Below are 25,313 nucleotides of genomic sequence, written 5' to 3'. Positions count from 1 at the left end.
CTCTAGCCTGCGCCCTACAGAGGCGTCCTAGCGATTGATATGCAACTCCACGCGACGGTTCTGCGCGCGCCCTTCATCGGTTGCGTTATCGGCCACCGGTTCACTTTCTCCGCGCCCTTCGCTGGTAAGCTTGTTCGGCGCCAGCCCCTGACTCAGCAGATACGCCGCGACACTGCTCGCCCGCCGTTCCGACAAAGCCTGGTTATACGCATCCGAACCTTTGCTGTCGGTGTGACCTATGACCTTGATGCTCACCACATCGGCATTGCGCAGCTTGTCCATCAGCGTATCGAGTTGGGCTTTCGCCGCCGGGGTCAGGTCGGATTTGTCGAAATCGAACAGCACGTTGCCGGCATCGCTGAGGGTGATGACTTCAGTTTGCGGCGCGGGCTCCGGCACTTTTTCCGTGACCGGGTACTGCGGCAGCGGGCAACCACGGTGATCGATAGGGGTGTTTTCCGGGGTGTCCGGGCAACGGTCGCGGCGGTCGAACACGCCGTCGCCGTCTTCATCGCCGTCCTGGGCATAACAGATCAGTCCGCCGGCAAGAATCCCCAGCGCTGCGCCGCCACCGGCCCAGCCGCCACTTTCAATGGCGCCGAGACCGCCACCGACCAGCCCGCCAATAAGGCTGCAGATCGGCCACGTACGTTGATTGAGGGGTGCAGTGCCATCGCTGTGGGTGGCGCAACCGGTGAGCAAACTGCCTAGCAGCAGCACCGGCAAGACGGACCTTGAGAAAACAGTCATTGTGAAAGCTCCTGTGTCACCGGCCCATACCGGTTACACAGGAGTAAAGACCCGCATCCGCGACTGCACAAGCCGCGGATGCGAGAGGGGCTTAACGCTGGATTTTGATTTCGGTACGACGGTTTTGTGCACGACCATCCGCCGTTTTGTTGTCGGCCACTGGCTGGCTTTCACCCAGACCGGACACCGAAACGAAGCTGGCGCGCGGCACACCTTGCTGGATCAGGTAATCCACCACCGAGTGCGCGCGACGATCCGACAGTTTTTTGTTGTAGGCATCGCTGCCCACGCTGTCGGTGTGACCGGTCACGGTCAGTTGCGCCGTCGAGGATTCCTGTTTCAGGCGGGTGGCGACCTTGTCGAGTACTTGCTTGTCAGGGCCGGTCAGCGTGGCTTTGTCGAACTGGAAGTGCACATCACGGATAACAATGGTTTCTTCCTTGACCACTACAGCTTCTTCGACCACGGGTGCAGGCGCTGGTGGAGGGCAACCGTCAGCGTCGACCTGTACGCCTTTAGGCGTGCCCGGGCACTTGTCGCGACTGTCCGGCACGCCATCGCCGTCTTCGTCGCCATCACCGTGTACCCAGCAATAGGCCGCTGCCGTGCCACCGATCAACAACGCGCCGTAGCCGGCCCACGCCGAACTCTCGGTTGCGCCGAGACCGGCACCGACGACACCACCGACCGCCGCACAGGTCGGCCAGTCGGTTTTCTGCAAACCTGCGCAACCAGTCAACACACTGGTTAGCAGAATCAAAGGTAATGCTGTCCGAACTATGCTCATCTGGTTTTCTCCTGAGGGATCGGCTTAAAACCGATTCAGGGAGTAAAGACCGGAGTTTTAATCTCCGCCAGCAATAGGCCATGCCTGTTTGCGACCGTGTTCACAGGACTTTGGCGCAATCGCCGGTAACTGACGGAACTGCGCTCTTTGCCGACATCGTCAGGCAGGCTAGTCTTGGCGGTCTTATTGAGGAGCTTCGATGAACGTCGCCATTTCTTCCCGTACGCCGCAACAGGCGTTGGCCGCTTTGCTGGATCGCTACGCCCCGGCCCGTCTGCTGCTGATCGGCGCCAGCGAATTTCCAGCCCTGAGCGCCTTTAAAGTGGCGCACCCAGACACCGTCGTCGCCCATACGGCGCCGGGCGCATTGCCCGCCGAACTGGCCGCGCAACGTTTCGATCTGGCGCTGGTGGTCGATTGCCTGGAACACTTGCCCAAGCGCGATGGCCTGAATCTGTTGGGCGGAATTCGTAATCTCAACGCCAGCCGCATTGCCGTGCTGGCGGATCTGTCGGCCAGCGGCTGGCAGGAAACCGACTTCTATTCGCTGGCGCTGCAAGCCAGCGAGCGCTTTCAACGCGACGATCAAGTGCTGACCCTGTTCACCTACGATCTGCTTGACTACAAACAAGTCCCCGACTGGCTCAACTCGCGGTTCTGGGCCAATCCGGAAAACTTCGGGAAATACTGGTGGTAATGCAATGAGTACAGCCATTTGCCCCTGCGGCAGCGGCAATCTGCTGGATGCCTGCTGCGGTCATTATCACGATGGCCATCCTGCGCCGTGCGCCGAAGCCTTGATGCGTTCGCGCTACAGCGCCTATGTGCTGGGTTTGATCGATTACCTTGTGGCGACCACCCTGCCTGCTCAGCAAGCGGGACTGAATCGTCAGTCGATCAGCGACTGGAGCGCGCAGAGCACCTGGCTCGGCCTCGATGTCGAAAGTTCGGAAGTCTTCGGTGGCCAGCCGGAACACGCCTTCGTCACCTTCACTGCACGCTGGCACGACAGCCAGGGCGAACACAGCCACCGCGAACGCTCGTCGTTTGTGCAGAATGCCGGGCGTTGGTACTTCATTGATCCGACGGTGCAGTTGAAGCTGGGGCGCAATGACAGCTGCCCGTGCGCCAGTGGGCAGAAGTTCAAGAAGTGCTGTGCGGGGTATTTTGGCGCTTAAGATCAAAATATCGCAGCCTTCGGCAGCTCCTACATGGAATGCGTTTCTCTGTAATTGTATGGACTCGCCCAAGCCGAGGCGTCTGTGCGCCACGGTGGCATTCTTATAGAAGCCAACGACAGCGAGGGCGAGGCCATGAAAAAGCATACGACGAATAATCAGTCTTTGTCAGCCGACGTGTCGGCATGCTCCACAGTCGCAGTGGATCTTGCCAAAAGGGTTTTCCAGGTGGCAGGGGAAGATGCCCTCGGCCTGCTGATATTCGAGGAGAGAATCAAGTCACGCGAAGCCTTTCAGGTATTTCTCCGTGAGCTTCCTCCGAGCGTGACGGTGTTGGTGGAAACCGGGCCCGGTGCTCAAGCATGGGCGCGGTTGCTGCAAATGCAGGGTAATCCCGTTCGCATCCTGCCCGCTCAACTGGTCGCCAGCCACCGCAGCGGCCCGAAAAATGATCGCAACGATGCTTTGGCTATCTTGCGTGCCGGCCGCGACTGCAAAATCTCGGCGGTGCCGATCAAGAGCGCGGCCGCGATGGCGATGCAGGCTCTACACCGGGCGCGTCAGGGATATGTGCGGCGGCGCACTGCGGTCGGCAATCAAATGCGCGGTTTACTGCTCGAACATGGAGTGGCCATGGCACAGGGCGAAATTGCGATCAGCCAGCTGGTGCCTCGAATACTGGAAGATGCCACCCAACCGCTGCCTGATTTGTTGCGTGAACTGATTGCTGAATTGCTGGGCGAATGGAGTCAATTGGGCGATCGCGTCAACGTGCTGACCGGCCGGCTGGAAATGGCAGCGAAAGAAGACGAGACGGCGAAGCGGCTGATGACGGTGCGCGGTGTTGGCCCGATCATCGCCACGGCGCTGATCGCCAAGCAGACCGAGCCTGAACGGTTCGCCAACGCTCGCTTGTTCGCCGCCTATTTCGGGTTGGTGCCCAGCCAGCACAGTTCTGGCGAGAAGACCCGACTGGGCAAGATGAGCAAGCATGGTGATGCGTATTTGCGCAGTCTGACGATCCAGGGCGCTCATGCTGTTTTAAGGCAACTGCGGCCTGATTCACAGCAGCCGGACGATCAGCGGCTGCAACGCTGGATCAACCGCTTGGGTCGCAAGGAAGCTGCGGTGCGATTGGCTAATCGCAACCTTCGGATTTTGTGGGTGCTGCTGCAAAACGATCAAACATATCGTCGCCAGCCGGGCAACGGCCAGGAGGCGACGATGAGTCACTGATAAAAGAGTTCTGCCACCGAGGCGCTAAGCCGCTTCAACCCCTGCTAAGAACATTGACCCCAGGTCAGACCGTCGCGAATTGATGCCTGAGCTCCTACTGGCCCTTGAGGCCTTACTGTAATCGGCATATCGCGAGCTTACCCAATGTTGGCCAGAAGCCGGTTAACGCTTCCTCGAATAGGCCTTATACATAGATGCAACCGGGTAGCAGTGTTCAAAAGCGGGTTGAATGGTGGGGCGAGTCCATACATAGGAGCTGCCGAAGGCTGCGTTCTTTTAGCGTCTAGACTGGCACCAAAGGGAGTTAAATCATGCTCGGTTGCCAGCGCACATTACATTTTCTGTTTTTGATGCTGATCCTCAATCTCGGCGGCTGCGCGTCGTGGTTCAGCGATGACAGCGTCGACCCCGCCGTGCACCTGGTAAAAGTCGAAGTGGTGCGCGCCAAGCTGCTCGAACAGAAATTCATCCTGCACTTTCGCATCGACAACCCCAACGACAGCGACCTGACCGTGCGGGGCCTCGAATACCGCATTCATCTGGCCGATATGCTGCTGGCCGAAGGCGAGCATGAACACTGGTTCACCGTCGGGCCCAAGCGCAGCGCCTATTTCAAAGTGCCGATCCGCACCAACCTCTGGCCGAAGGTAAAAGACGTGGTGAAAATGCTGAAAAATCCGAACCAGCAGATTCCCTATCGTTTGCAGGGCGAAATGGAAACCGGTTTATTCATCGCTCACTACGTGCACCTTGAGCGCAATGGCGTGATAATCCCCGCCGATTTAATTCCGGAGCAACACCGATGACCCAGCAACCTCATGTCCATGGCCCTGACTGCAACCACGATCATGACCATCATCACGAGCATGACCACGGCCATGTTCACGGCCCGAACTGCGGCCACGCCCACCAGGAACCGGTGCGCAATGCCCTGAAAGACGTCGGCCGCAATGACCCTTGCCCATGCGGCAACGGCAAGAAATTCAAGAAGTGCCACGGCGCGTGATGCACTGGGCGGACAGTCGTTTCGCCTGACAGACCGCTTTCGCGAGCAGGCTCGCTCCCACATTTGATCTGCGCCGGTCAGGGCTTTTGTGCCCACCGCGATCCCTGTGGGAGCGAGCCTGCTCGCGAAGGGGCCGGCGCATACGGCGAAGTTATTCAGCCCGCCGCAAGAATCTGCTTCGCACTGACCACCGTCGCATACTCCCCGTGCAAATTCCCCAGCGACATCCCGTGCACCTCTTCAGCCGTTCGCAACGTGCCAAAATAATCGGCCTTGTCGAAGGTGAAACAGGCATCCTCCGCCACCCAAGCTGCAAACCCCAGATTGCCCGCCGTGCGCGCCGTTGACTCCACCGAGTTGTTGGTCGCCACGCCGACAATGATCAGTTGCCCGATCCCCGCCTCACGCAACCGCGCCTCTAGTCCGGTGGCACAAAACGCATCCGGCACCTGTTTCTGAATCAGCCATTCCCCGTTCTGCGGCGTAAACCGCTGCTGAAATTCCACCCCTTCCTGTTCGGGCCAGAACACTGAATCAGGCTCACGCGACAGGTGCTGCACATGAATCACCGGCCTCGTGCTATGCCGCCAATGCCCCAGCAGATCAAGGATTCGCGCTTCCGCCTGAGGATTATTCCTTCGCCCCAAACGCGGCTGCAGGATGCCCTTTTGCTGATCGATGATGATCAGTGCAGCGTTGGCCTGAAGCTCCATGGCGATTTTTCTCACGCGGGGTCATTGAATTCTGCGCAGTTCAGCATCACCTCTTCCTGTTAAGCAAGCTATCGAATGCACACGGGACGACCTGACGCCGGCGTTTGCTGTCCGCACGCAAGTCCATTTCTGCTTTGGAGTTCTCCATGATCGACCTGTATTACTGGACCACCCCCAACGGCCACAAGATTTCCCTGTTCCTCGAAGAAGCCGGCCTGCCGTACAACGTGCACCCGATCAACATCAGTCAGGGTGAGCAGTTCCAGCCACACTTTCTGAAGATCGCCCCGAACAACCGCATTCCGGCCATTGTTGACCATGAACCGGCCGATGGCGGTGAACCGCTGTCGCTGTTCGAGTCCGGGGCAATCCTGTTGTATCTGGCGGAGAAGACCGGGAAGTTTTTGCCCACAGACCTGCGCGGTCGGCAAACGGCGTTGCAATGGCTGTTCTGGCAAATGGGTGGCCTGGGGCCGATGGCCGGGCAGAATCATCACTTCAGCCAGTTCGCTCCGGAGAAAATTCCTTACGCGATCAAGCGCTACATCGACGAGACCGCACGTTTGTATGGCGTGTTGAACAAGCAACTGGCTGATAACGAATTCGTCGCCGGCAGCGAATACAGCATTGCCGACATGGCGATTTATCCGTGGATCGTTTCACACAAATGGCAGAGCCAGAACCTGGAAGACTTCCCGCATGTACTGCGCTGGTTCAACCACATCAAGGATCGCCCGGCGACCGTGAAGGCCTACGCCTTGGTGCAGAAAATCAATCCACCCAAATCCTGATTTAACGGCAAAAGATCGCAGCCTGCGGCAGCTCCTGCATGGGAATGCATGCCTATGCAGGAGTTGCCGCAGGCTGCGATCTTTTCCATTCGACAGAAATACACAAATAACCCCTGCCCCCGCTTGCGCGGCCACCTCCTGCTCACTAACGTAGCGGCTTTATTGCGCCCCCAGCCTCTACACCCCCGCAGGAGCTTTGCCATGGCCTCGCCAGCCCTTACTCATTTTCTTCCCCGGTTCGGCGTTGCCGCAGCAGTGGCCGGTGTTTTGGGCCTGTCCGGTTGCCAGACCTGGAACGCTCAGGACACCCTCCCGCCGACCTCCGGCGTGCAACCGCTCAAGGGCCTGGCGCAGAACGTGTCGGTGCGACGCAATGCCATGGGCATGCCGTTGATCGAGAGCAACACCTTTCACGACGCGCTGTTCAGCCTCGGCTATGTGCACGCCAGCGACCGCATCAATCAAATGGTCACCTTGCGCCTGCTGGCGCAGGGCCGGTTGGCGGAAATGTCAGGCGCATCGATGCTCGACGCCGACCGCTACATGCGCGCGGTCAATCTGAAGAAAAGCGCCGGCGAGCTGTACAAGGCTTCGTCGCCACGCCTCAAGCGTTTCTTCGAAGTCTATGCGCGGGGCGTCAACGCCTACCTGTTCCGCTACGCCGACAAGTTGCCGGGCGACCTCGCCTCCAGCGGTTACAAGCCCGAATACTGGAAGCCGGAAGATTCGGCGCTGATTTTCGCCCTGCTGAATTTCAGCCAGTCGGCCAACCTGCCGGAAGAGATTTCCTCGCTGGTGCTCGCGCAAACCGTGACCAGCGACAAACTCGCCTGGCTGACGCCGTCGGCGCCCGACGAAAACCTGCCGCTGGCCGAGGCCGACAAGCTACAAGGTCTCAAGCTCAACGGGCAAATCCCGGGGCTGACCGAGCTGAGCAGCGCCAGCCAGCAACTGTCGGCACTGAACCTGCTGGGCACCACGTCTTCGAACAACTGGGCGATCGCCCCACAACGCAGCCGCAGCGGCAAGAGCCTGCTGGCCAGCGACGTCCATGGGCCGCTGGCTGCACCGTCGCTGTGGAGCTTCGTGCAGATCCGCGCACCGAAATATCAGGCCGCAGGCGTCACGGTTGCCGGTTTGCCACTGGTCCTTGGCGGTTTCAACGGCAAAGTGGCGTGGAGCATGACCAGCGTGCTCGGCGACAACCAGGACCTGTTCCTGGAAAAAATCCGTCGCCAGGGCAGCAGTTTGACCTACGAGGTCAACGGCAAATGGCAGCCGCTGGGCGTGCGCAACGAAACCTACTTCGTCAAAGGCCAGCGACCGATTCGCGAAGCGGTATACGAAACCCGCCACGGCGCGTTACTCAACAGTGCTCAGGCAGCGGCCCAAGGCAGCGGTTTCGGCCTGGCCTTGCAAACGCCGAGCTTCACCGACGACAAGTCGCTGGATGCGTTTTTTGATCTGACCCGCGCGCAAACCGTAGAACGAGCTTCGGATGCCAGCCGGGAAATCCGCGCCATCGCCCTGAATCTGGTCTTCGCCGATGCAAACAACATTGGCTGGCAAGTCACCGGGCGCTTCCCGAATCGCCGCGAAGGTGAAGGCTTGCTGCCATCGCCCGGCTGGGAAGGTCGTTACGACTGGGACGGTTACGCCGACCCGATGCTGCATCCATACGATCAGGATCCGGCACAAGGCTGGCTCGGCACCGCCAACCAGCGCGTGATCCCGCACGGTTACGGCATGCAATTGTCGAACTCGTGGGCCGCACCGGAGCGTGGCGAACGTCTGGCGGAACTGGCCGGCAGCGGCAAGCACGACAGCCGCAGCGTGATCGCTATGCAGTACGACCAGACCACCACCTTCGCCGCCAAGCTGAAAAAAGTCTTCGAAGCACCGGGCATGAAACAACCGCTGAAACAGGCGATCGATGGCCTGCCGGAAGCGGATCGCAGCAAGGCCCGCGAGGCGTTTACCCGGTTGATGGCGTTCGACGGCAAGCTCAGCCCGACCTCGGCAGACGCGGCGATTTACGAACTGTTCCTGCAGGAAAGCATGAAGCAGATCTTCCTCGATGAACTCGGTCCGGAATCGAGCCCTGCGTGGAAGGCGTTTATCGCCAACGGCGATTTGTCCTACGCGGCGCAGGCTGACCATCTGTTGGGACGCGAGGACAGTCCGTTCTGGGATGACCTGCGCACGCCGCAGAAAGAGGACAAAGCGGTGATTCTCGCCCGCAGCTTTGCCGCAGCGATCAGCGCTGGCGAGAGTCAGTTGGGTGGCGACCATCGCGCCTGGCAGTGGGGCAAGTTGCACAGCTATGCCTGGAAGAACAGCAATGGTCAGACCGTGCGCGGGCCGCTGGCGGCCGGTGGTGATCACACGACGTTGAACACTTCGGCGTTCGCTTGGGGGCAGGATTTCACCACCACACGTGCGCCGTCGATGCGTTTCATTGTCGACTTCGGCCAGACTGAACCGTTGCTGGCGCAGAACGGTACGGGGCAATCGGGGAATCCGGTCAGTCCCAACTACCTCAATGGCATCGATGCGTGGTTGAAGGGGCAGTACATCGGTTTGCCGATGCAGCCGCAGAACTTTGACCGGGTGTATGGCAAGGCCCGTTTGACTCTTACTCCCGGCAAATAAGGCAAAGGTCAAAAGCCCCTCACCCTAACCCTCTCCCGGAGGGAGAGGGGACTGATTGGGGGTTGATTGAGTCATACGCCGACCTGAACGGGCACTGCCGAATCCGGAATTTGCTCGATTCAACTCGTCGGGCATCTCAGTCGGCCTTGTAAATCAAAAGTCCCTCACCCTAGCCCTCTCCCAAAGGGAGAGGGGACTGACTGGGGGTTGATTGAGTCATACGCCGACTTGAACGGGCACTGCCGAATCCGGAATTTGCTCGGTTTAACTCGTCGGGCATCTCGGTCGGCCTTGTAAATCAAAAGCCCCTCACCCTAGCCCTCTCCCAAAGGGAGAGGGGACTGATTGGGGGTTGATTGAGTCATACGCCGACCTGAACGGGCACTGCCGAATCCGGAATTTGCTCGGTTCAACTCGTCGGGCATCTCGGTCGGCCCTGTAAATCAAAAGCCCCTCACCCTAGCCCTCTCCCAAAGGGAGAGGGGACTGATTGGGGGATGCTGCAGGTCTACGCCGACCTGAAACTGTTGTACCGAATCCGGAGTTAACTTGGTTCGTGCTCTGCCGAATCCTGAGTTAAGCCGGTTCGTGCGTTGCCGAATCCATAATCGACTCGTTTTTTCAGGTCGATGTCATTCGCCAGACACCTCGGTCGGCCCCCTCTCCCTCCGGGAGAGGGCTGGGGTGAGGGTCGCTCTTCAAAGTCGATAGAACTTCTGAACACGCGCCAACCTCATAGCTAACAAGCCCCCCATTCCTGGTAACGACATGGACCTTGTTATCGCCCGTCCCGAAGGTCTTTATTGCCCTGCCGGGGATTTCTACATTGATCCGTGGCGCCCCGTCGAGCGCTCGGTCATTACCCATGCCCACGGCGATCACGCGCGCACCGGCAACCAGCATTACCTCGCCAGCAGCGCCAGCGAAGGGATTCTGCGCGCGCGGCTGGGGCAGGACATCAACCTGCAAACCCTCGCCTACGGCCAGCGCCTGACGCACCACGGTGTCACCTTGAGCTTTCATCCCGCCGGCCACGTGCTCGGCTCGGCGCAGGTGCGTCTGGAATACGGCGGCGAAGTCTGGGTCGCATCGGGTGACTACAAAATCGAACCCGACGGCACCTGCGCCCCGTTCGAACCGGTGCGCTGCCACACCTTCATCACCGAATCGACCTTCGGCCTGCCGATCTACCGCTGGCAGCCACAGGCGCAGGTGTTCAGCGAGATCAATCAGTGGTGGGCAGCGAACATTGCCGCCGGCAAAGCCAGCGTGTTGTTCTGCTATTCGTTCGGCAAGGCCCAGCGGATTCTCCACGGTATCGACGCAAGCCTCGGCCCGATCCTCAGTCACGGCGCGGTCGAGCCGCTGAACCGGGTCTACCGCGAGGCTGGCGTGTACCTGCCGCCGACGATCTACGGCGGCGACGTGAAGAAAAGCGACCCGATCATGCGCCAGGCCCTGGTCATCGCCCCGCCCTCGGCGGGAGGCAGCACCTGGATGCGCCGCTTCGGTGAATTCAGCGACGCGTTTGCCAGCGGCTGGATGCGTTTACGTGGCACGCGGCGGCGGCGCGGTGTCGATCGCGGTTTCGTGCTCTCCGATCACGCCGACTGGACCGGTCTGTTGTGGGCCATCGAACAGACCGGCGCGGAACGGGTGATGGTCACCCACGGCTCGATTGGCGTGCTGGTGCGGCATCTGCGTGAAAAAGGCCTGGATGCCCAGGGTTTCAACACCGAATACGGCGATGACGAAGAAGAAAACATCGCCACCGAACCGACCATCGTCGAGATGCCCGCATGAAAGCATTTGCCGAGTTATATGCCGAACTCGACGCAACTACGTCGAGCAACGCCAAACTGGCGGCGATGCAGACGTACTTCGCCCAGGCCGAACCGCATGACGCTGCGTGGGCGGTGTACTTTCTGTCCGGTGGCCGGCCCCGGCAACTGGTGCCGGTGAGAATCTTGCGCGAACTGGCTGTCGAGATTTCCGGCCTGGAACCGTGGCTGTTCGAAGAAAGCTATCAAGCGGTCGGTGACCTGGCGGAAACCATTTCGCTGGTGCTCGCGGAAAACCCGCACAGTTCCGACGCCGGCCTCGCCGAGTGGATCGAAGACAAACTTCTGCCGCTACGCGGTGAAACTCCGGAATACCTCAGCCGACAACTGCCCGCCCTGTGGGCGCAACTGGATCGATCGAGCCTGATGCTGTGCATCAAATTGATCACCGGCAGTTTCCGCGTCGGCGTATCGAAACTGCTGGTCACCCGGGCTCTGGCATCGATGGCCGGGCTGGACAGCAAACGCGTGGCGCAGCGTCTGGTTGGCTACACCGACCTGTCCAATCGGCCAAGCGCCGCCAGCTACCTGAAGCTGATCGCCCCTGAATCCAGCGATGAACATGCCCAGCGCGGTGGTCAGCCGTACCCGTTTTTCCTCGCTCATGCCCTGTCACAACCGGTGGAAGAGTTCGAAGCACTGATCGGGCCTGCCAGCGACTGGCAGATCGAATGGAAGTGGGATGGCATCCGCGCGCAAGTGGTCAAGCGTGAGGGGCGGCTGTGGATTTGGTCGCGGGGCGAAGAACTGGTGACCGAGCGTTTTCCCGAACTGGAAGTGCTGGTGCACGGCCTGCCTGACGGCACGGTGATCGACGGCGAAATCGTCGTGTGGAAAAGCACCCATCCGGGCACCGAAGACGCCTTTGATCCGCAATCGACCCAACCGCCGGCCGTGCAGCCCTTCGCCCTGCTGCAACAACGTATCGGTCGCAAAACCCTCGACAAGAAAATCCTCGAAGAGGTGCCGGTGGTGGTACTCGCCTACGACTTGCTGGAATGGCAAGGCGAAGACTGGCGCAACCAGCCGCAGGCCAAACGCCGCGCGCAACTGGAAGAGGTCATCGCCCGTTGCAACAGCCCGGTGCTGCTGGCCTCACCGGTGCTGACCGGCAGCGACTGGTTCGACCTCGCCCGCCAGCGCGAGTCCTCGCGGCGGCTGGGCGTTGAAGGGATGATGCTCAAGGCGCGGGATTCGCTGTACGGGGTTGGCCGCACCAAGGACATGGGCGTCTGGTGGAAATGGAAGGTTGATCCGTTCAGTGTCGATGCGGTGTTGATTTACGCGCAGCGCGGGCATGGTCGGCGGGCCAGTCTGTACAGCGACTACACCTTCGCAGTGTGGGACGGCCCGCCCGACTCGAGTCAGCGCGCGCTGGTGCCGTTTGCCAAGGCGTATTCGGGGCTGACCGATGAGGAAATGCGTCAGGTCGACAGCATTGTGCGCAAGACCACGGTGGAGAAGTTTGGCCCGGTGAGCAGCGTGAAACCGAGTCTGGTGTTTGAGCTGGGTTTCGAAGGCATTGCCCTGTCGCGGCGGCACAAGAGCGGAATTGCCGTGCGGTTTCCACGGATGCTGCGCTGGCGCCAGGATAAAACCGTGGATGAGGCGGATAGCCTAGCCACATTGCAGGATCTTCTCGCCTGAGTTCAACATGACGCGAAGATCGTTCCTACGCTCCGCGTGGGAATGCCTCAACGGACGCTCCGCGTTCAGCTCTGGATGGGACGCGGAGCGTCCCGGGCTGATCGTTCCCACGCAGAGCGTGGGAACGATCAGCCCTAAATCAGTGCAAGCTATTTTCAGTGCCCGTTTGCGGGCACTGACTCGCTCATCCAATCGCTGCGCCAACCTTTTAAAACACTTGTTCGGGACTCTGGTTCGGAAATTGCTACTTTCTATAGGTCGTACGCGTTCCAGTAACAATAATTCTGCGCCACAAGCGCTCATATTGGTTCTTAGGGATTGAATAATGAAAAAAGCATTGCTGACCCTTTCTGCACTGGCGTTGTGCATGGCCGCTGGCTCCGCGCTGGCCAAGGAATACAAAGAGCTGCGCTTTGGCGTTGACCCTTCGTACGCACCGTTTGAGTCGAAAGCGGCCGACGGCAGCCTGGTGGGCTTCGACATCGATCTGGGCAACGCGATCTGCGCCGAACTGAAGGTCAAGTGCAAGTGGGTCGAAAGTGACTTCGACGGCATGATCCCGGGCCTCAAGGCCAACAAATTCGATGGTGTGATCTCGTCGATGACCGTGACCCCGGCCCGCGAAAAAGTCATCGACTTCTCCAGCGAACTGTTCTCCGGCCCGACCGCTTATGTGTTCAAGAAAGGTTCCGGTATCACCGCAGACGTCGCGTCCCTCAAGGGCAAAACCGTCGGCTACGAGCAGGGCACCATTCAGGAAGCCTACGCCAAAGCCGTGCTGGACAAGGCTGGCGTGAAAACTCAGGCCTATCAGAACCAGGATCAGGTGTATTCCGACCTGACCTCCGGCCGTCTCGACGCCGGTATCCAGGACATGCTGCAAGCCGAACTGGGCTTTTTGAAGTCGCCACAGGGCGCCGACTATGACGTCAGCAAGCCAGTCGACAGCGAATTGCTGCCAGCCAAAACCGCTGTCGGTATTAAGAAAGGTAACACTGAGCTGAAAGCGCTTTTAGATAAAGGTATCAAAGCGTTACACGATGACGGCAAATACGCCGAGATTCAAAAGAAACACTTTGGCGATCTGAATCTGTACAGCGGCAAATAATGCCCCGGCGCCCATCCTCGATGGGCGCCTTTTCCATCCGCTCAGGTTGCTGATTTATGTTTGAAAACCTCTTACAAAATCTGGGGCTCGCAGCCTTCAGCCTCAAGGGCTTTGGCCCGTTGCTGTTGGAAGGCACCTGGATGACCATCAAATTATCGGCGTTGTCGCTGCTGGTGGCCGTTTTGCTCGGCCTGCTCGGCGCCAGTGCCAAGCTGTCAAAAGTCAAACTGGTACGCCTGCCTGCCCAGCTCTACACCACGCTGATTCGCGGCGTGCCGGATCTGGTGCTGATGCTGCTGATTTTCTACAGCCTGCAAACCTGGCTAACGTCCCTGACTGACTACATGGAATGGGAATACATCGAGATCAACCCATTCAGCGCCGGGGTGCTGACCCTGGGCTTCATCTATGGCGCGTATTTCACCGAAACTTTCCGTGGCGCGATTCTCGCAGTGCCGCGCGGTCAGGTTGAAGCCGCCACCGCGTATGGCCTCAAACGCGGCCAGCGCTTTCGCTACGTGGTGTTCCCGCAAATGATGCGCTTCGCCCTGCCGGGCATTGGTAACAACTGGATGGTGATGCTCAAGGCCACCGCACTGGTGTCGATCATCGGCCTTGCCGACCTGGTCAAAGCTGCACAGGACGCCGGTAAAAGCACTTATCAACTGTTCTACTTCCTGGTTCTCGCCGCGTTGATCTATCTGCTGATCACCAGTGCTTCCAACTTCATCCTGCGTTGGCTCGAACGCCGCTACGCCGCCGGTGCCCGGGAGGCCGTACGATGATCGAACTCCTGCAGGAATACTGGCGCGCCTTCCTTTATACCGACGGCCAGAACATCACCGGGCTGGCGATGACGCTGTGGCTGCTCAGCGCCTCGATCTTCATCGGTTTTCTGGTGTCGATTCCGTTGTCGATTGCGCGAGTTTCGCCGCACTTCTACATTCGCTGGCCGGTGCAGTTTTACACCTACCTGTTCCGTGGCACGCCGCTGTATATCCAGTTGCTGATTTGCTACACCGGGATCTACAGCCTCGCCGCCGTGCGTGCGCAGCCATTGCTCGACAGTTTCTTTCGCGATGCGATGAACTGCACGATCCTCGCCTTCGCCCTGAACACCTGCGCCTACACCACGGAGATTTTCGCCGGGGCGATTCGCAGCATGAACCACGGCGAAGTCGAAGCCGCCAAGGCTTACGGGCTAACCGGCTGGAAGCTGTATGCCTACGTGATCATGCCCTCGGCCCTGCGCCGATCGTTGCCGTATTACAGCAACGAAGTGATCCTGATGCTGCACTCGACCACCGTGGCCTTCACCGCGACCATCCCCGACATTCTGAAAGTCGCGCGGGACGCCAACTCGGCGACCTTCCTGACCTTTCAGTCGTTCGGCATTGCCGCGCTGATCTACCTGACCATTACCTTTGCGCTGGTCGGCCTGTTCCGCCTTGCCGAACGCCGATGGCTGGCCTTCCTCGGCCCGACTCACTAGGCCCAGCTCAGGAATAAAGAGATAAAAAATGCGCCACCTGATCCATGACCTGCTGGCCCCGCTGCCGGGGACCGCACGACAGATCCACAGCTTCCACTTCGGCCCGGAACAGGCCAAGGGCAAGGTTTACATTCAGTCTTCGCTGCATGCCGACGAACTGCCGGGCATGCTCGTCGCCTGGCACCTCAAGCAACGTCTGGCCGAGCTGGAAGCGGCCGGCCGCCTGCGCAGCGAAATCGTGCTGGTACCGGTGGCCAACCCGGTCGGCCTCGAACAAGTGTTGATGGACGTACCGCTGGGCCGCTACGAACTGGAGAGCGGGCAAAACTTCAACCGCTGGTTCGTCGACCTCAGTGAAGAAATCGGCAACGCCATCGAAGGCAGGCTGAATGACGATCCGCAGCACAACCTCGAACTGATCCGCACGCATCTGCGCAACGCCCTCGCCCGCCAGACCGCCAGCACGCAACTGCAATCCCAGCGTCTGACCCTGCAACGGCTGGCCTGCGACGCGGATATGGTGCTGGACTTGCACTGTGATTTCGAATCGGTGGTGCACCTCTACACCACGCCCGAAGCGTGGCCGCAGGTCGAACCGCTGGCGCGCTACATCGAAGCTCAGGCGAGCCTGCTGGCCACCGATTCCGGCGGCCAGTCGTTCGATGAATGCTTCACCCTGCTGTGGTGGCAACTGAAGGAACGTTTCGGCGAGCACTTCGAAATTCCGCTTGGCAGTTTCTCGGTGACCGTCGAGTTGCGCGGCCAGGGTGACGTTACCCATCCACTGGCCAGCCGCGACTGCCAGGCGCTGATCGATTATCTGATCCAGTCCGATGCGATCGTCGGCGAAACCAAACCGCAGCCGCCATTGCCCTATCCCGCCACGCCACTGGCGGGTGTGGAACCGGTGATCACGCCGGTCGGTGGCCTGCTGGTGTACACAGCGGTGGCCGGTCAATACCTCGAAGCCGGGCAACAGATCGCTGAAATCATCGACCCGATCAACGATCGGATCACCCCCATTCATTGCACCAGCGCCGGCGTGATGTACGCCCGCTCGCTGCGCCGCATGGCCACTGCCGGCATGGTCATCGCCCACGTCGCGGGTGCCGAAGCCTATCGCAGCGGCTACCTACTTTCGCCTTGAGGATGTCTGTCCCATGTACAAACTGACCGTTGAAGGCCTGCACAAAAGCTATGGCGACCATCAGGTGCTCAAAGGCGTTTCGCTCAAGGCCAAGACCGGCGACGTGATCAGCCTGATCGGCGCCAGCGGCTCGGGCAAAAGTACCTTTTTGCGCTGCATCAACTTTCTCGAACAACCCAACGACGGCGCCATGAGCCTCGATGGCCAGGCGATCCGCATGGTCACCGACCGCCACGGCATGCACGTCGCTGACGCTGATGAACTGCAACGTTTGCGCACGCGGTTGGCAATGGTGTTCCAGCATTTCAACCTGTGGAGCCACATGACCGTGCTGGAAAACATCACCATGGCCCCGCGCCGTGTGTTGGGTTGCAGCAAACAGGAAGCCGATGATCGTGCGCGGCGTTATCTGGACAAGGTCGGCTTGCCGGCGCGAGTGGCGGATCAATATCCGGCGTTTCTCTCCGGCGGGCAGCAACAGCGCGTGGCGATTGCCCGGGCGTTGGCGATGGAGCCGGAGGTGATGTTGTTTGATGAACCGACCTCAGCGCTGGACCCCGAGTTGGTGGGGGAAGTGTTGAAGGTGATTCAAGGTTTGGCCGAGGAAGGCCGGACCATGATCATGGTGACCCATGAGATGAGTTTCGCCCGGAAAGTCTCCAGCCAGGTGTTGTTCCTGCACCAAGGCTTGGTGGAAGAAGAAGGTGCGCCCGAGGATGTGCTGGGCAACCCGAAAAGCGAACGCCTGAAGCAATTCCTCAGCGGCAACCTGAAATAACGCCGTACACAATCCCCCTGTGGGAGCGAGCCTGCTCGCGAAAGCGGTGTGTCAGTTAAGAAATTGTAGGCTGACACACCGTATTCGCGAGCAGGCTCGCTCCCACATTCGTTTTCCATCGTCTACAAAAATCAAACTTGTCGACCTGCCGCGCGGTCACTGGAAGAACACCTCCAGAGCGCGCGCAGCCCGCATGGCGAAATCCCCCGACCTGGCAAAAATCTGGTTCAGCGCCCGCGACTGGAAGCCGTTCGCCTTTCAGAAACAGGTGTGGGCGGCGGTCAAAAACGGCGAATCCGGTCTGCTCCATGCCAGCACCGGTGCCGGTAAAACCTATGCCGTGTGGTTCGCGGCACTCAATCGCTTCGCGCGCTCGCAGCCTCCTGTCGAAGCCCCGCGCAAACGCAAAGCCCCCGCCGAACCGCTGACCGTCCTGTGGATCACCCCCATGCGTGCCCTCGCTGCCGACACCGCACGCGCCTTGCAGGCGCCGGTCGATGATTTGCAGATCCCATGGAGCATCGGCCTGCGCACCGGCGACACCAGCAGCAGCGAGCGCGCCCGGCAGAGCCGGCGCCTGCCGACTACGTTGATCACCACCCCGGAAAGCCTGACGCTGTTACTGGCCCGCGCCGATGCACAAGTCGCGCTGTCGAGTCTGCGCATGATCGTCGTCGATGAATGGCACGAACTGCTGGGCAACAAGCGCGGCGTGCAACTGCAACTGGCCCTCGCCCGCCTGCGGCATTGGCAACCTGAGCTGATCGTCTGGGGCGTGTCCGCCACCCTCGGTAATCAATCTCACGCCGAACAAGTGCTGATCCCACAGGGTGGCGGCATCAGCATTCAGGGACAAAGCGAAAAATCGCTGAAGGTCGATACCCTCCTCCCACCGGCGATTGAGCGTTTTCCGTGGGCCGGACACATCGGTCTGAAGATGTTGCCGCAGGTCGTTGCTGAACTGGATGCCTGCGCCAGCACGCTGGTGTTCACCAATACTCGGGCGCAATCGGAAATCTGGTATCAGGCGCTGCTGGAGGCGCGGCCGGACTGGGCTGGGTTGATTGCGCTGCATCACAGTTCACTGTCTCGCGAGACTCGCGACTGGGTCGAGCAAGCCCTGAAGGACGGCCATTTGAAAGCCGTGGTCTGCACCTCAAGCCTGGACTTGGGCGTGGATTTCCTGCCCGTCGAGCGCGTGCTGCAGATCGGCTCGGCCAAAGGCGTCGCGCGCTTGATGCAACGTGCCGGACGCTCCGGCCATGCGCCGGGGCGCACATCGCGAGTGACATTGGTGCCGACGCACAGCCTTGAGTTGATCGAAGCAGCCGCTGCCCGCGATGCCGTCGAGCAACGGCGCATAGAACCGCGCCTGTCGCCGCACAAACCGCTTGATGTGCTGGTGCAACATTTGGTCAGCATGGCCCTCGGTGGTGGGTTTATTCCTGAAGAGTTGTACGAAGAAGTCCGTAATGCCTGGGCCTATCGCGACCTGACAGTCGCCGATTGGGCGTGGGCGCTGGCTTTCGTACGCCACGGCGGGATGTCTCTGACAGCCTATCCGGATTACCGCCGGGTCGAGCCGGACGAGCACGGCGTCTGGCGTGTGCCCGATGCACGGTTGGCGCGGCGTCATCGCATGAGCATCGGCACGATCGTCAGCGATGCCAGCATCCAGCTGAAATTCTGGAGCAAGGGCGGCGGAGGTAAACAGCTGGGCAGTGTCGAGGAAGGCTTTATTGCGCGGCTTAAACCGGGTGATGGTTTTCTGTTCGCCGGGCGTTTGCTGGAGTTGGTGCGAGTGGAAAACATGACCGCTTACGTCAAACGTAGCACCGCAAAAAAAGCCGCAGTGCCGCGCTGGAATGGTGGGCGGATGCCACTTTCCAACGAATTGGCCGAAGCCGTGGTCAGGCGCTTCAGTGCGGCGGCGCAAGGCGAGTTTGTCGGCCCGGAAATGCAGGCGTTGCGACCGTTGCTGGAAACCCAGATGCGCTGGTCTGGTTTGCCCACCACAGAAAACCTGTTGGCCGAAGTATTGAAGTCCCGCGAAGGCTGGCACCTTTTTCTCTACCCGTTTGCCGGGCGCCAAGTGCATCTGGGCCTGGCGAGCCTGCTGGCATGGCGCGTCAGTCAACGGCAGCCCGTGACGTTTTCCATCGCGGTGAACGATTACGGCCTGGAATTGCTCAGCGCTACGCCAATCGACTGGGCCGAGTATTTGAATACCGGTCTCTTCAATGCTGATGATTTGTTAGCGGACGTTCTGGCCAGCCTGAACGCCGGTGAACTGGCCCTGCGGCGCTTTCGCGAGATCGCGCGGATTGCCGGGCTGGTCTTCGCCGGCTACCCCGGTGCACCGAAAAGCACCCGGCAGGTCCAGGCTTCCAGTGGTTTGTTCTTCGAAGTGTTTAAACAATATGACGGCGACAATCTGTTGCTGGCGCAGGCCGGGGAAGAAGTCCTACGGGAAGAACTGGATATTCGTCGCCTGGAACAGACATTGGAGCGGATCAACGGGATGAAACTGGACGTGCATCAGGTTAAACGTCCTACACCGCTAGGGTTTCCGCTGCTGGTGGAACGCATGCGCGAAAGCATGAGTTCGGAAAAACTCGCTGACCGGATCAGGCGAATGGTCGGTGATCTGGAGAATAGCGCCGACAAGGATAAATCCCCATGAGTTCAGGCTACCCGGTACGTCTGGCCGGTGAAGAACTTTGGCTCTTGCCGGAGAAAGCCTTGTACTGGCCCGCGCAGCAGGTCTTGTTGATTGCCGATGTGCATTTCGGCAAAGCGGCGGCTTATCGCAGTCTTGGTCAACCGGTTCCACATGGCACCACGGCGAGCAATATCGCCGTGATTGACCGGCTGCTGGCAAAGCTGCCCTGCCGCTTATTGATCTTTCTCGGGGATTTCCTGCACGGGCCCGGCTCTCATGCCCCGGGCACGCTGGGCGCGCTGGCGCATTGGCGTGCGCGTCACGCGGAGTTGCCGATGACGCTGATCCGCGGCAATCACGACAAACGCGCCGGCGATCCGCCCGAGTCGCTGAATATCCGGGTAGTGCCGGAACCGCTGCTGCTCGGGCCATTCGCCTTGCAACATGAACCCGACCCGCATCCTGAAAGACACGTGCTGGCCGGTCACGTCCACCCGGTCTACCGGCTGCACGGCAAAGGTCGGCAGAGCTTGCGTCTGGCGTGTTTCCGGCTCGGCGAACGCATCAGCCTGCTACCGGCATTCGGAGCGTTTACCGGCGGATACGCGGTCGAGCGGGAAGAGAGTTCGAGGATTTTCGTCATCGGCGACAACGAAATATGGCCAGTCAGTTGAAGTCTTTGCAGACCTCATCTGACTGGCCATTCGTTTTCAATGCAGATCAGGCAACCGGTGCCGGTGGCGGCTCGTCCGGAAGCGTCGGTTCACCCGGCTCGGTCGGTTGTTCGTTAGGGGTATCGGGATCGGGTTGACCGGGAATTCCGCCGGCCATGCTCAGTGGCGGATGCGCCAACAAGGACCAGGCCAATACGCCAATCTGATTGGGCTCGAGCCTTGCCAGTTCGGCAGTGATTTGCGGATCGATCTTCATAGGGCACTCCTCGGCGAAGGCCCGTTTTGCCGAAAGCAAAAACGGGCAGTACACCCCATAGAGTGTCTGCCCGCCAAAGAATTCCCGCGATCTGTCGGATGGGCCGATCAGGTGCGCGGCAAGGTCACGCCACGCTGGCCCTGGTACTTGCCGCCGCGATCCTTGTAAGACACTTCACATTCCTCGTCGGATTCGAGGAAGAGCATCTGCGCCACGCCTTCGTTGGCGTAGATCTTCGCCGGCAGGTTGGTGGTGTTGGAGAATTCCAGCGTCACGTGGCCTTCCCACTCTGGCTCGAGCGGCGTGACGTTTACGATGATGCCGCAACGCGCGTAGGTGCTTTTACCCAGGCAGATGGTCAACACATTGCGCGGAATGCGGAAATATTCGACGGTGCTGGCCAGGGCGAAAGAGTTCGGCGGGATGATGCAGACGTCGCTGTGGACGTCGACGAAGCTGCCCGGATCGAAGTTTTTCGGGTCGACGATAGACGAGTTGATGTTGGTGAACACCTTGAAGTGATTGGTGCAGCGTACGTCGTAGCCATAGCTCGACACACCGTAGGAAATCACTCGGCTGTCATCGCTGCCGCGCATCTGGCGCTCGACGAACGGTTCGATCATGCCGTGTTCCTGCGCCATGCGGCGAATCCACTTGTCCGATTTGATGCTCATGGCGGGGTGTCCTGAATAGCGAGGTGGAAAAATTCTGTCCGGCATCTTACCGGGCGCGCCGCCCGGTTCAAAGTGCGCGGTGCAATTCTCGCCGAACACCCATGAAATACGGGCTTTGGCGACGAACCGTCACACCGCCGATCCCGAAAACAGAGAAACCTTCGCAAGAAGCATTGGCACTTCTCGGAAACTGGGTTAAGGTGGCGTCACTGTGTTGCTTGTGTCACTGAGAATCTCTACACGATATGTTGAATTTCGATCCAACCATCTACAAGAATTTTTCCTGCTCTTTGCACTCAGTCTCGGCCAGGGTTCTTCCTGAGTCGCAGTTATCTTTGTTCAAGGAGTTACACCATGTCTAATCGCCAAACCGGTACCGTTAAGTGGTTCAACGATGAAAAAGGCTTCGGCTTCATCACTCCACAATCCGGTGACGACCTGTTCGTTCACTTCAAAGCTATCCAATCCGACGGCTTCAAAAGCCTGAAAGAAGGCCAACAGGTTTCTTTCATCGCTACCCGCGGTCAGAAAGGCATGCAAGCTGAAGAAGTACAAGTTATCTAACTTGTAGCTTCTTTAGAAAAGAGCCCCGCCCTTAAAAGCGGGGCTTTTTTGTGGGCGTCTGTTTTGTACAGGCACAAAAAAACGCAGCCCGAAGGCTGCGTTTTTTATGAAGGGTTTACCAGGCCACGCCAAACCCAGCGGTATAACGGGTCTTGTTCAGATCCGCATCGTTGGTGCCGCTGATGATGTCACGCTCAGCCTTGAGATTGAGCGAGGCCCAATCGGTGACCTTGTAGCGCAAGCCCATCTCGGCATCCAGCGCGTAATCGGCAACACCCGACAGCGGCTTGCCCACTTCACCGTTGGTGAAGAATTCGACCTTCTTGCCAATCAGGTAACGGTTGTAATCCCACTTCATCGCGACGGAATAGAAGTTGTCCTTGCTGCCATCGCGATACTCGTAATCGGTACGGTTGAGCAGCGAGCCCAGCGAGAACGCGCCCAGCTCGTCATCCCAGAACTGGTAGCCAGGACCGGTACCGACCACGCGCTGACGCGCCAGCTCTTCGATGTGATCACGCTTGTAGTTCAGGCGGCCCTGCCAGAACCATTGATCCGTCAGGAAGCGGTCGAGTGCATATTCGGCGCGCCAGTTGTTGGTGGTGGTTTCGTCGTCCTGCACTTCGCGGTTGTATTCACCTTCGGCGGTATGACGCCAGCGACCATGACGCGCTGAGGTCTTGAAGCCGACATCGTAGTCATCGGTGTCCTTCTCGGCGCGCTGATAGTCCAGCGCCAGGTCGACATTGCCCTTCCACACCAGATCCTCGACCACCGGTTTGGGTTTGAGAATCTGCTGAATGCTCGCCAGTTCGACTGTTTTCGGCGCCTCTCCGTTGGCCAGGGTGACCTTGCCATCTTCGGCAGCCGTCAGCGACTTGGACACTTCTCCGGTGTAGGCATCCTGCTTGACCAGCAGGTGCTGATCGCTGTCCAGGGTCTTGACCTCTTTCCAGTCAATCGTGACCGCACCGGCATATTTGGTCTGGATCAACAGCTTGCCGCCATCGAACACGGTGATAGTGCCGCTCAACTTGTCACCGTTCTTCAACCAGACGGTGTCGGCAAGCAGGGGCGTGGACGCGCTGAATACAGCAAGGCACAGCAAGGATCTGGAAAACATAAGCGAATCTAGGGCTCAGTTTGCGAAAAGGTCGGCATTATCCGTAGGAATAAGACCCTGACAAGGACTGACCGGACGATTTCCATTGAGTTCATTTCTCAACTGCGCCGCGACGGATTACCCTTGAAGCATCAATCCGCCCATGTTCAGGAGCCGCGCACGTGACAGAGCAGCCCCACGATCGTGACAGTGAAGCGCAATTCCGACGCACGGCGCTCTATTCCACGCTCGCCCAAGTGCCCGAGGGCAAAGTCGTCAGCTATGGTCAGTTAGCTGAACTTGCCGGGTTGGGGCGCGCCGCCCGCTGGGTCGGCCGCACCTTGAGCCAGTTGCCCGGCGATACAAGGCTGCCCTGGCACCGCGTGCTGGGCGCCGGCGGTCGGATCAGCCTGCCGGTGGGCAGCCCTTCGGGCGATGAACAACGGGCCCGATTGCGCATGGAAGGCATCACCGTCCTGAACAATCGTGTGGATATTCAGCGCCATGGCTGGCGTCCGGTAGAGTACAGCGGTTAGAGTGCGCGCTTTGTTTTCGCAATCTTGAGGCAGACTCCAGCCCATGCCCCGTAAAACCTGGCGCGCCGCGCTAGCCGCTTATGCCAGTCCTTCGACGCTCGTGCTGTTGTTGCTCGGTTTCGCCGCCGGCCTGCCGTACATGCTGGTGTTTTCAACGCTTTCCGTCTGGCTTCGTGAGGCCGGTGTGGCCCGTGAAACCATCGGCTATGCCAGCCTGATCGGTCTGGCCTATGCGTTCAAATGGGTCTGGTCACCCCTGCTCGACCAATGGCGCCTGCCGTTGCTGGGCAAGCTTGGCCGTCGCCGCTCGTGGCTGGTGCTCTCACAGGTGCTGGTCATCCTCGGGCTGATCGGCATGGGTTTCTGTGATCCACAGAAACATCTGTCCTGGCTGATCGCGATCGCCGTTGTCGTCGCCTTTGCCTCCGCCACTCAAGATATTGCGGTGGATGCCTATCGCCTGGAAATCGCCGAGGACAACCGCCAGGCCGCCCTTGCCGCCAGTTATATGTCCGGTTATCGCGTGGCAGCACTGCTGGCGACTGCCGGTGCGCTGTTCTTCGCAGAGGGCTTCGGCTCCACTGGCTTCAACTATCAACATTCCGCCTGGGCCGGCACTTACGCACTGTTCGGTGCATTGATGGTGCCCGCGCTGCTGACCACGCTATTCATGCGCGAACCGCCAGTGCCACTACGCACGCAGTTGCAGGCCGGGCGTTACACCTTCATGCATCAGTTGATGTCGGTGTTTGTGCTGATTGTTTTGCTGGTCTCGGTGCCGGCGATGTTCACTCAGCTGTACAACACCGATTTCGCCGGTGTGCTGTTCGGCGACATGAGCCCGCTCGACCTGCTGCTCGAAGACCGCGCCTTCCTGCGCGCCATTCTCTATACGCTGCTGACTGGCCTGTGCCTGTCGACCATGGGCCGTCGCGGCCTGGCGCCGGTGCTGACGCCGGTCAACGATTTCATTCTGCGTTACCGCTGGCAGGCACTGCTGTTACTCGGTCTGATTGCTACCTATCGCATGTCGGACACGGTGATGGGCGTCATGGCCAACGTGTTCTATATCGACCAGGGTTTCACCAAGGATCAGATCGCCAGTGTCAGCAAGATCTTCGGCCTGATCATGACGCTGGTTGGCGCCGGCATGGGCGGCCTGCTGATCGTGCGTTTCGGCATCCTGCCGATTCTGTTCATCGGCGGCGCGGCCTCGGCAGCCACCAACCTGCTGTTCGTCATGCTCGCCGACATGGGCCCGAACCTGCAGATGCTGGTGGTGACCATTTCCCTCGACAACTTCAGCTCGGGCCTGGCGACGTCGGCGTTCGTTGCCTATCTGTCGAGCCTGACCAACCTGAAGTTCTCCGCCACCCAATACGCCCTGCTCAGCTCGATCATGCTGCTGTTGCCGCGCCTGATGGGCGGCTATTCCGGGGTTCTGGTCGAGAAGTTCGGTTACCACAGTTTCTTCCTGATCACTGCCCTGCTCGGCGTGCCGACACTGGTACTGATCGCCCTGCACTGGTTCCAGGAAAGCCGCCGCGAAGGCCCGACGCCAACGCCCGAGCCTGTGCCGACGCCGGTCACAGAAGAATCGTAAGACGTTTCGGCAACGGCGGGAGGAATCCCGCCGTCGTGCCTCCCCACTGACCTCACGCCTGTACGTCGGCAAAACTCGCCGGTACACTGCGGAGTCATTTCCAGTCATAGCAACCG

Annotated in this window: 25 protein-coding genes; 19 read left to right on the top strand and 6 right to left on the bottom strand. The window is 59.7% G+C overall.

Features of this window, described 5'->3' with window-relative positions:
- Positions 1-27: 27 nt before the first annotated feature.
- Both AB4N44_RS23675 and AB4N44_RS23670 read right to left on the bottom strand, forming a co-directional pair.
- On the bottom strand, positions 28-750 hold the full coding sequence (locus tag AB4N44_RS23675; RefSeq protein ID WP_460107267.1) for an OmpA family protein: 723 nt from the start codon (positions 748-750) through the stop codon (positions 28-30).
- Positions 751-841: 91 nt separating this feature from the next.
- On the bottom strand, positions 842-1,537 hold the full coding sequence (locus AB4N44_RS23670; protein WP_095119209.1) for an OmpA family protein: 696 nt from the start codon (positions 1,535-1,537) through the stop codon (positions 842-844).
- Positions 1,538-1,736: 199 nt separating this feature from the next.
- Between AB4N44_RS23670 and AB4N44_RS23665 the strand changes: the two genes are divergently transcribed.
- The 5 genes from AB4N44_RS23665 (at position 1,737) to AB4N44_RS23645 (ending at position 4,957) form a co-directional block, all read left to right on the top strand.
- Entirely contained in the window at positions 1,737-2,234 is a 498-nt protein-coding gene (locus AB4N44_RS23665) for a DUF6231 family protein (protein WP_150749387.1), read from the top strand.
- A 4-nt stretch (positions 2,235-2,238) separates the two neighbouring features.
- The gene (locus AB4N44_RS23660) at positions 2,239-2,715 is read left to right on the top strand and encodes a YchJ family protein (protein WP_127926093.1); all 477 of its coding nucleotides are present in this window, start codon (positions 2,239-2,241) and stop codon (positions 2,713-2,715) included.
- Positions 2,716-2,892: 177 nt separating this feature from the next.
- Positions 2,893-3,951: an IS110 family RNA-guided transposase gene (locus tag AB4N44_RS23655; RefSeq protein ID WP_150774724.1), complete on the top strand. Its 1,059-nt coding sequence runs from the start codon at positions 2,893-2,895 to the stop codon at positions 3,949-3,951.
- Between the two features lie 311 nt (positions 3,952-4,262).
- On the top strand, positions 4,263-4,757 hold the full coding sequence (locus AB4N44_RS23650; RefSeq protein WP_127926092.1) for an LEA/WHy family protein: 495 nt from the start codon (positions 4,263-4,265) through the stop codon (positions 4,755-4,757).
- Complete coding sequence (locus tag AB4N44_RS23645) at positions 4,754-4,957, top strand: SEC-C metal-binding domain-containing protein (RefSeq protein ID WP_034154967.1); 204 nt, start codon at positions 4,754-4,756, stop codon at positions 4,955-4,957. Before AB4N44_RS23650 ends, AB4N44_RS23645 begins: the two co-directional genes overlap by 4 nt.
- 155 nt (positions 4,958-5,112) lie before the next feature.
- Here AB4N44_RS23645 and AB4N44_RS23640 read toward each other — a convergent pair whose 3' ends face one another.
- The gene (locus AB4N44_RS23640; RefSeq protein WP_455805322.1) at positions 5,113-5,670 is read right to left on the bottom strand and encodes a cysteine hydrolase family protein; all 558 of its coding nucleotides are present in this window, start codon (positions 5,668-5,670) and stop codon (positions 5,113-5,115) included.
- Between the two features lie 146 nt (positions 5,671-5,816).
- On the opposite strand from AB4N44_RS23640, the gene AB4N44_RS23635 reads away from it, so the two are divergent.
- From AB4N44_RS23635 to pdeM, 11 genes are all read left to right on the top strand, one after another.
- Positions 5,817-6,461: a glutathione binding-like protein gene (locus AB4N44_RS23635; protein ID WP_127926091.1), complete on the top strand. Its 645-nt coding sequence runs from the start codon at positions 5,817-5,819 to the stop codon at positions 6,459-6,461.
- Positions 6,462-6,662: 201 nt separating this feature from the next.
- Complete coding sequence (locus AB4N44_RS23630) at positions 6,663-9,113, top strand: penicillin acylase family protein (RefSeq protein WP_460107272.1); 2,451 nt, start codon at positions 6,663-6,665, stop codon at positions 9,111-9,113.
- 768 nt (positions 9,114-9,881) lie between these two features.
- Complete coding sequence (locus AB4N44_RS23625) at positions 9,882-10,916, top strand: ligase-associated DNA damage response exonuclease (RefSeq protein ID WP_460107275.1); 1,035 nt, start codon at positions 9,882-9,884, stop codon at positions 10,914-10,916.
- Positions 10,913-12,601: an ATP-dependent DNA ligase gene (locus AB4N44_RS23620; protein ID WP_460107277.1), complete on the top strand. Its 1,689-nt coding sequence runs from the start codon at positions 10,913-10,915 to the stop codon at positions 12,599-12,601. Before AB4N44_RS23625 ends, AB4N44_RS23620 begins: the two co-directional genes overlap by 4 nt.
- A gap of 325 nt (positions 12,602-12,926) precedes the next feature.
- Positions 12,927-13,709: a transporter substrate-binding domain-containing protein gene (locus AB4N44_RS23615; protein WP_007918608.1), complete on the top strand. Its 783-nt coding sequence runs from the start codon at positions 12,927-12,929 to the stop codon at positions 13,707-13,709.
- 56 nt (positions 13,710-13,765) lie between these two features.
- Entirely contained in the window at positions 13,766-14,494 is a 729-nt protein-coding gene (locus tag AB4N44_RS23610; RefSeq protein WP_150749395.1) for an ABC transporter permease, read from the top strand.
- The gene (locus AB4N44_RS23605; protein ID WP_016986412.1) at positions 14,491-15,201 is read left to right on the top strand and encodes an ABC transporter permease; all 711 of its coding nucleotides are present in this window, start codon (positions 14,491-14,493) and stop codon (positions 15,199-15,201) included. Before AB4N44_RS23610 ends, AB4N44_RS23605 begins: the two co-directional genes overlap by 4 nt.
- Positions 15,202-15,229: 28 nt before the next feature.
- On the top strand, positions 15,230-16,348 hold the full coding sequence (locus AB4N44_RS23600) for a succinylglutamate desuccinylase/aspartoacylase family protein (protein WP_150749396.1): 1,119 nt from the start codon (positions 15,230-15,232) through the stop codon (positions 16,346-16,348).
- A gap of 13 nt (positions 16,349-16,361) precedes the next feature.
- Positions 16,362-17,126, top strand: a complete 765-nt coding sequence (locus tag AB4N44_RS23595; protein ID WP_034154958.1) for an ABC transporter ATP-binding protein — start codon at positions 16,362-16,364, stop codon at positions 17,124-17,126.
- A gap of 193 nt (positions 17,127-17,319) precedes the next feature.
- Positions 17,320-19,809: a ligase-associated DNA damage response DEXH box helicase gene (locus tag AB4N44_RS23590; RefSeq protein ID WP_460107280.1), complete on the top strand. Its 2,490-nt coding sequence runs from the start codon at positions 17,320-17,322 to the stop codon at positions 19,807-19,809.
- A complete protein-coding gene (gene pdeM, locus AB4N44_RS23585) occupies positions 19,806-20,462 on the top strand; it encodes a ligase-associated DNA damage response endonuclease PdeM (RefSeq protein ID WP_460107283.1) in 657 nt (218 codons plus the stop codon). The genes AB4N44_RS23590 and pdeM overlap by 4 nt, the downstream gene beginning before the upstream one ends.
- Before the next feature lie 46 nt (positions 20,463-20,508).
- Here the strand turns inward: pdeM and AB4N44_RS23580 are convergent, their stop codons facing one another.
- Both AB4N44_RS23580 and dcd read right to left on the bottom strand, forming a co-directional pair.
- Entirely contained in the window at positions 20,509-20,718 is a 210-nt protein-coding gene (locus tag AB4N44_RS23580; protein ID WP_007918615.1) for a hypothetical protein, read from the bottom strand.
- A gap of 107 nt (positions 20,719-20,825) precedes the next feature.
- Positions 20,826-21,392, bottom strand: a complete 567-nt coding sequence (gene dcd / locus AB4N44_RS23575; protein ID WP_007918616.1) for a dCTP deaminase — start codon at positions 21,390-21,392, stop codon at positions 20,826-20,828.
- A gap of 354 nt (positions 21,393-21,746) precedes the next feature.
- Between dcd and AB4N44_RS23570 the strand changes: the two genes are divergently transcribed.
- Entirely contained in the window at positions 21,747-21,956 is a 210-nt protein-coding gene (locus AB4N44_RS23570) for a cold-shock protein (protein WP_002554837.1), read from the top strand.
- A 115-nt stretch (positions 21,957-22,071) separates the two neighbouring features.
- On the opposite strand, the gene AB4N44_RS23565 is transcribed toward AB4N44_RS23570, so the two are convergent.
- Positions 22,072-23,079 (bottom strand): DUF481 domain-containing protein, encoded by a 1,008-nt coding sequence (locus tag AB4N44_RS23565; RefSeq protein WP_127926081.1) that lies wholly within the window; start codon positions 23,077-23,079, stop codon positions 22,072-22,074.
- Between the two features lie 161 nt (positions 23,080-23,240).
- Between AB4N44_RS23565 and AB4N44_RS23560 the strand changes: the two genes are divergently transcribed.
- On the top strand, positions 23,241-23,594 hold the full coding sequence (locus AB4N44_RS23560; RefSeq protein ID WP_460158131.1) for an MGMT family protein: 354 nt from the start codon (positions 23,241-23,243) through the stop codon (positions 23,592-23,594).
- Between the two features lie 43 nt (positions 23,595-23,637).
- Complete coding sequence (locus AB4N44_RS23555; RefSeq protein WP_150651372.1) at positions 23,638-25,197, top strand: AmpG family muropeptide MFS transporter; 1,560 nt, start codon at positions 23,638-23,640, stop codon at positions 25,195-25,197.
- Positions 25,198-25,313 lie beyond the last annotated feature (116 nt).

The organism is Pseudomonas sp. S3_C06 (assembly GCF_054667675.1).
The sequence above is the reverse complement of the archived record's forward strand: the minus strand, read 5'-3'. Positions and strand labels throughout refer to the sequence as shown.

Bases quoted from the DNA above. Each gene is read 5' to 3' on its own strand.
- AB4N44_RS23555 (WP_150651372.1), top strand. From the start codon at position 23,638: ATGCCCCGTAAAACCTGGCGCGCCGCGCTAGCCGCTTATGCCAGTCCT.
- AB4N44_RS23640 (WP_455805322.1), bottom strand. From the start codon at position 5,670: ATGGAGCTTCAGGCCAACGCTGCACTGATCATCATCGATCAGCAAAAG.
- pdeM (WP_460107283.1), top strand. From the start codon at position 19,806: ATGAGTTCAGGCTACCCGGTACGTCTGGCCGGTGAAGAACTTTGGCTC.
- AB4N44_RS23635 (WP_127926091.1), top strand. From the start codon at position 5,817: ATGATCGACCTGTATTACTGGACCACCCCCAACGGCCACAAGATTTCC.
- AB4N44_RS23650 (WP_127926092.1), top strand. From the start codon at position 4,263: ATGCTCGGTTGCCAGCGCACATTACATTTTCTGTTTTTGATGCTGATC.
- AB4N44_RS23620 (WP_460107277.1), top strand. From the start codon at position 10,913: ATGAAAGCATTTGCCGAGTTATATGCCGAACTCGACGCAACTACGTCG.
- AB4N44_RS23610 (WP_150749395.1), top strand. From the start codon at position 13,766: ATGTTTGAAAACCTCTTACAAAATCTGGGGCTCGCAGCCTTCAGCCTC.
- AB4N44_RS23615 (WP_007918608.1), top strand. From the start codon at position 12,927: ATGAAAAAAGCATTGCTGACCCTTTCTGCACTGGCGTTGTGCATGGCC.
- AB4N44_RS23630 (WP_460107272.1), top strand. From the start codon at position 6,663: ATGGCCTCGCCAGCCCTTACTCATTTTCTTCCCCGGTTCGGCGTTGCC.
- AB4N44_RS23570 (WP_002554837.1), top strand. From the start codon at position 21,747: ATGTCTAATCGCCAAACCGGTACCGTTAAGTGGTTCAACGATGAAAAA.
- AB4N44_RS23670 (WP_095119209.1), bottom strand. From the start codon at position 1,537: ATGAGCATAGTTCGGACAGCATTACCTTTGATTCTGCTAACCAGTGTG.
- AB4N44_RS23565 (WP_127926081.1), bottom strand. From the start codon at position 23,079: ATGTTTTCCAGATCCTTGCTGTGCCTTGCTGTATTCAGCGCGTCCACG.
- dcd (WP_007918616.1), bottom strand. From the start codon at position 21,392: ATGAGCATCAAATCGGACAAGTGGATTCGCCGCATGGCGCAGGAACAC.
- AB4N44_RS23590 (WP_460107280.1), top strand. From the start codon at position 17,320: ATGGCGAAATCCCCCGACCTGGCAAAAATCTGGTTCAGCGCCCGCGAC.
- AB4N44_RS23625 (WP_460107275.1), top strand. From the start codon at position 9,882: ATGGACCTTGTTATCGCCCGTCCCGAAGGTCTTTATTGCCCTGCCGGG.
- AB4N44_RS23580 (WP_007918615.1), bottom strand. From the start codon at position 20,718: ATGAAGATCGATCCGCAAATCACTGCCGAACTGGCAAGGCTCGAGCCC.
- AB4N44_RS23660 (WP_127926093.1), top strand. From the start codon at position 2,239: ATGAGTACAGCCATTTGCCCCTGCGGCAGCGGCAATCTGCTGGATGCC.
- AB4N44_RS23665 (WP_150749387.1), top strand. From the start codon at position 1,737: ATGAACGTCGCCATTTCTTCCCGTACGCCGCAACAGGCGTTGGCCGCT.
- AB4N44_RS23605 (WP_016986412.1), top strand. From the start codon at position 14,491: ATGATCGAACTCCTGCAGGAATACTGGCGCGCCTTCCTTTATACCGAC.
- AB4N44_RS23645 (WP_034154967.1), top strand. From the start codon at position 4,754: ATGACCCAGCAACCTCATGTCCATGGCCCTGACTGCAACCACGATCAT.
- AB4N44_RS23675 (WP_460107267.1), bottom strand. From the start codon at position 750: ATGACTGTTTTCTCAAGGTCCGTCTTGCCGGTGCTGCTGCTAGGCAGT.
- AB4N44_RS23600 (WP_150749396.1), top strand. From the start codon at position 15,230: ATGCGCCACCTGATCCATGACCTGCTGGCCCCGCTGCCGGGGACCGCA.
- AB4N44_RS23595 (WP_034154958.1), top strand. From the start codon at position 16,362: ATGTACAAACTGACCGTTGAAGGCCTGCACAAAAGCTATGGCGACCAT.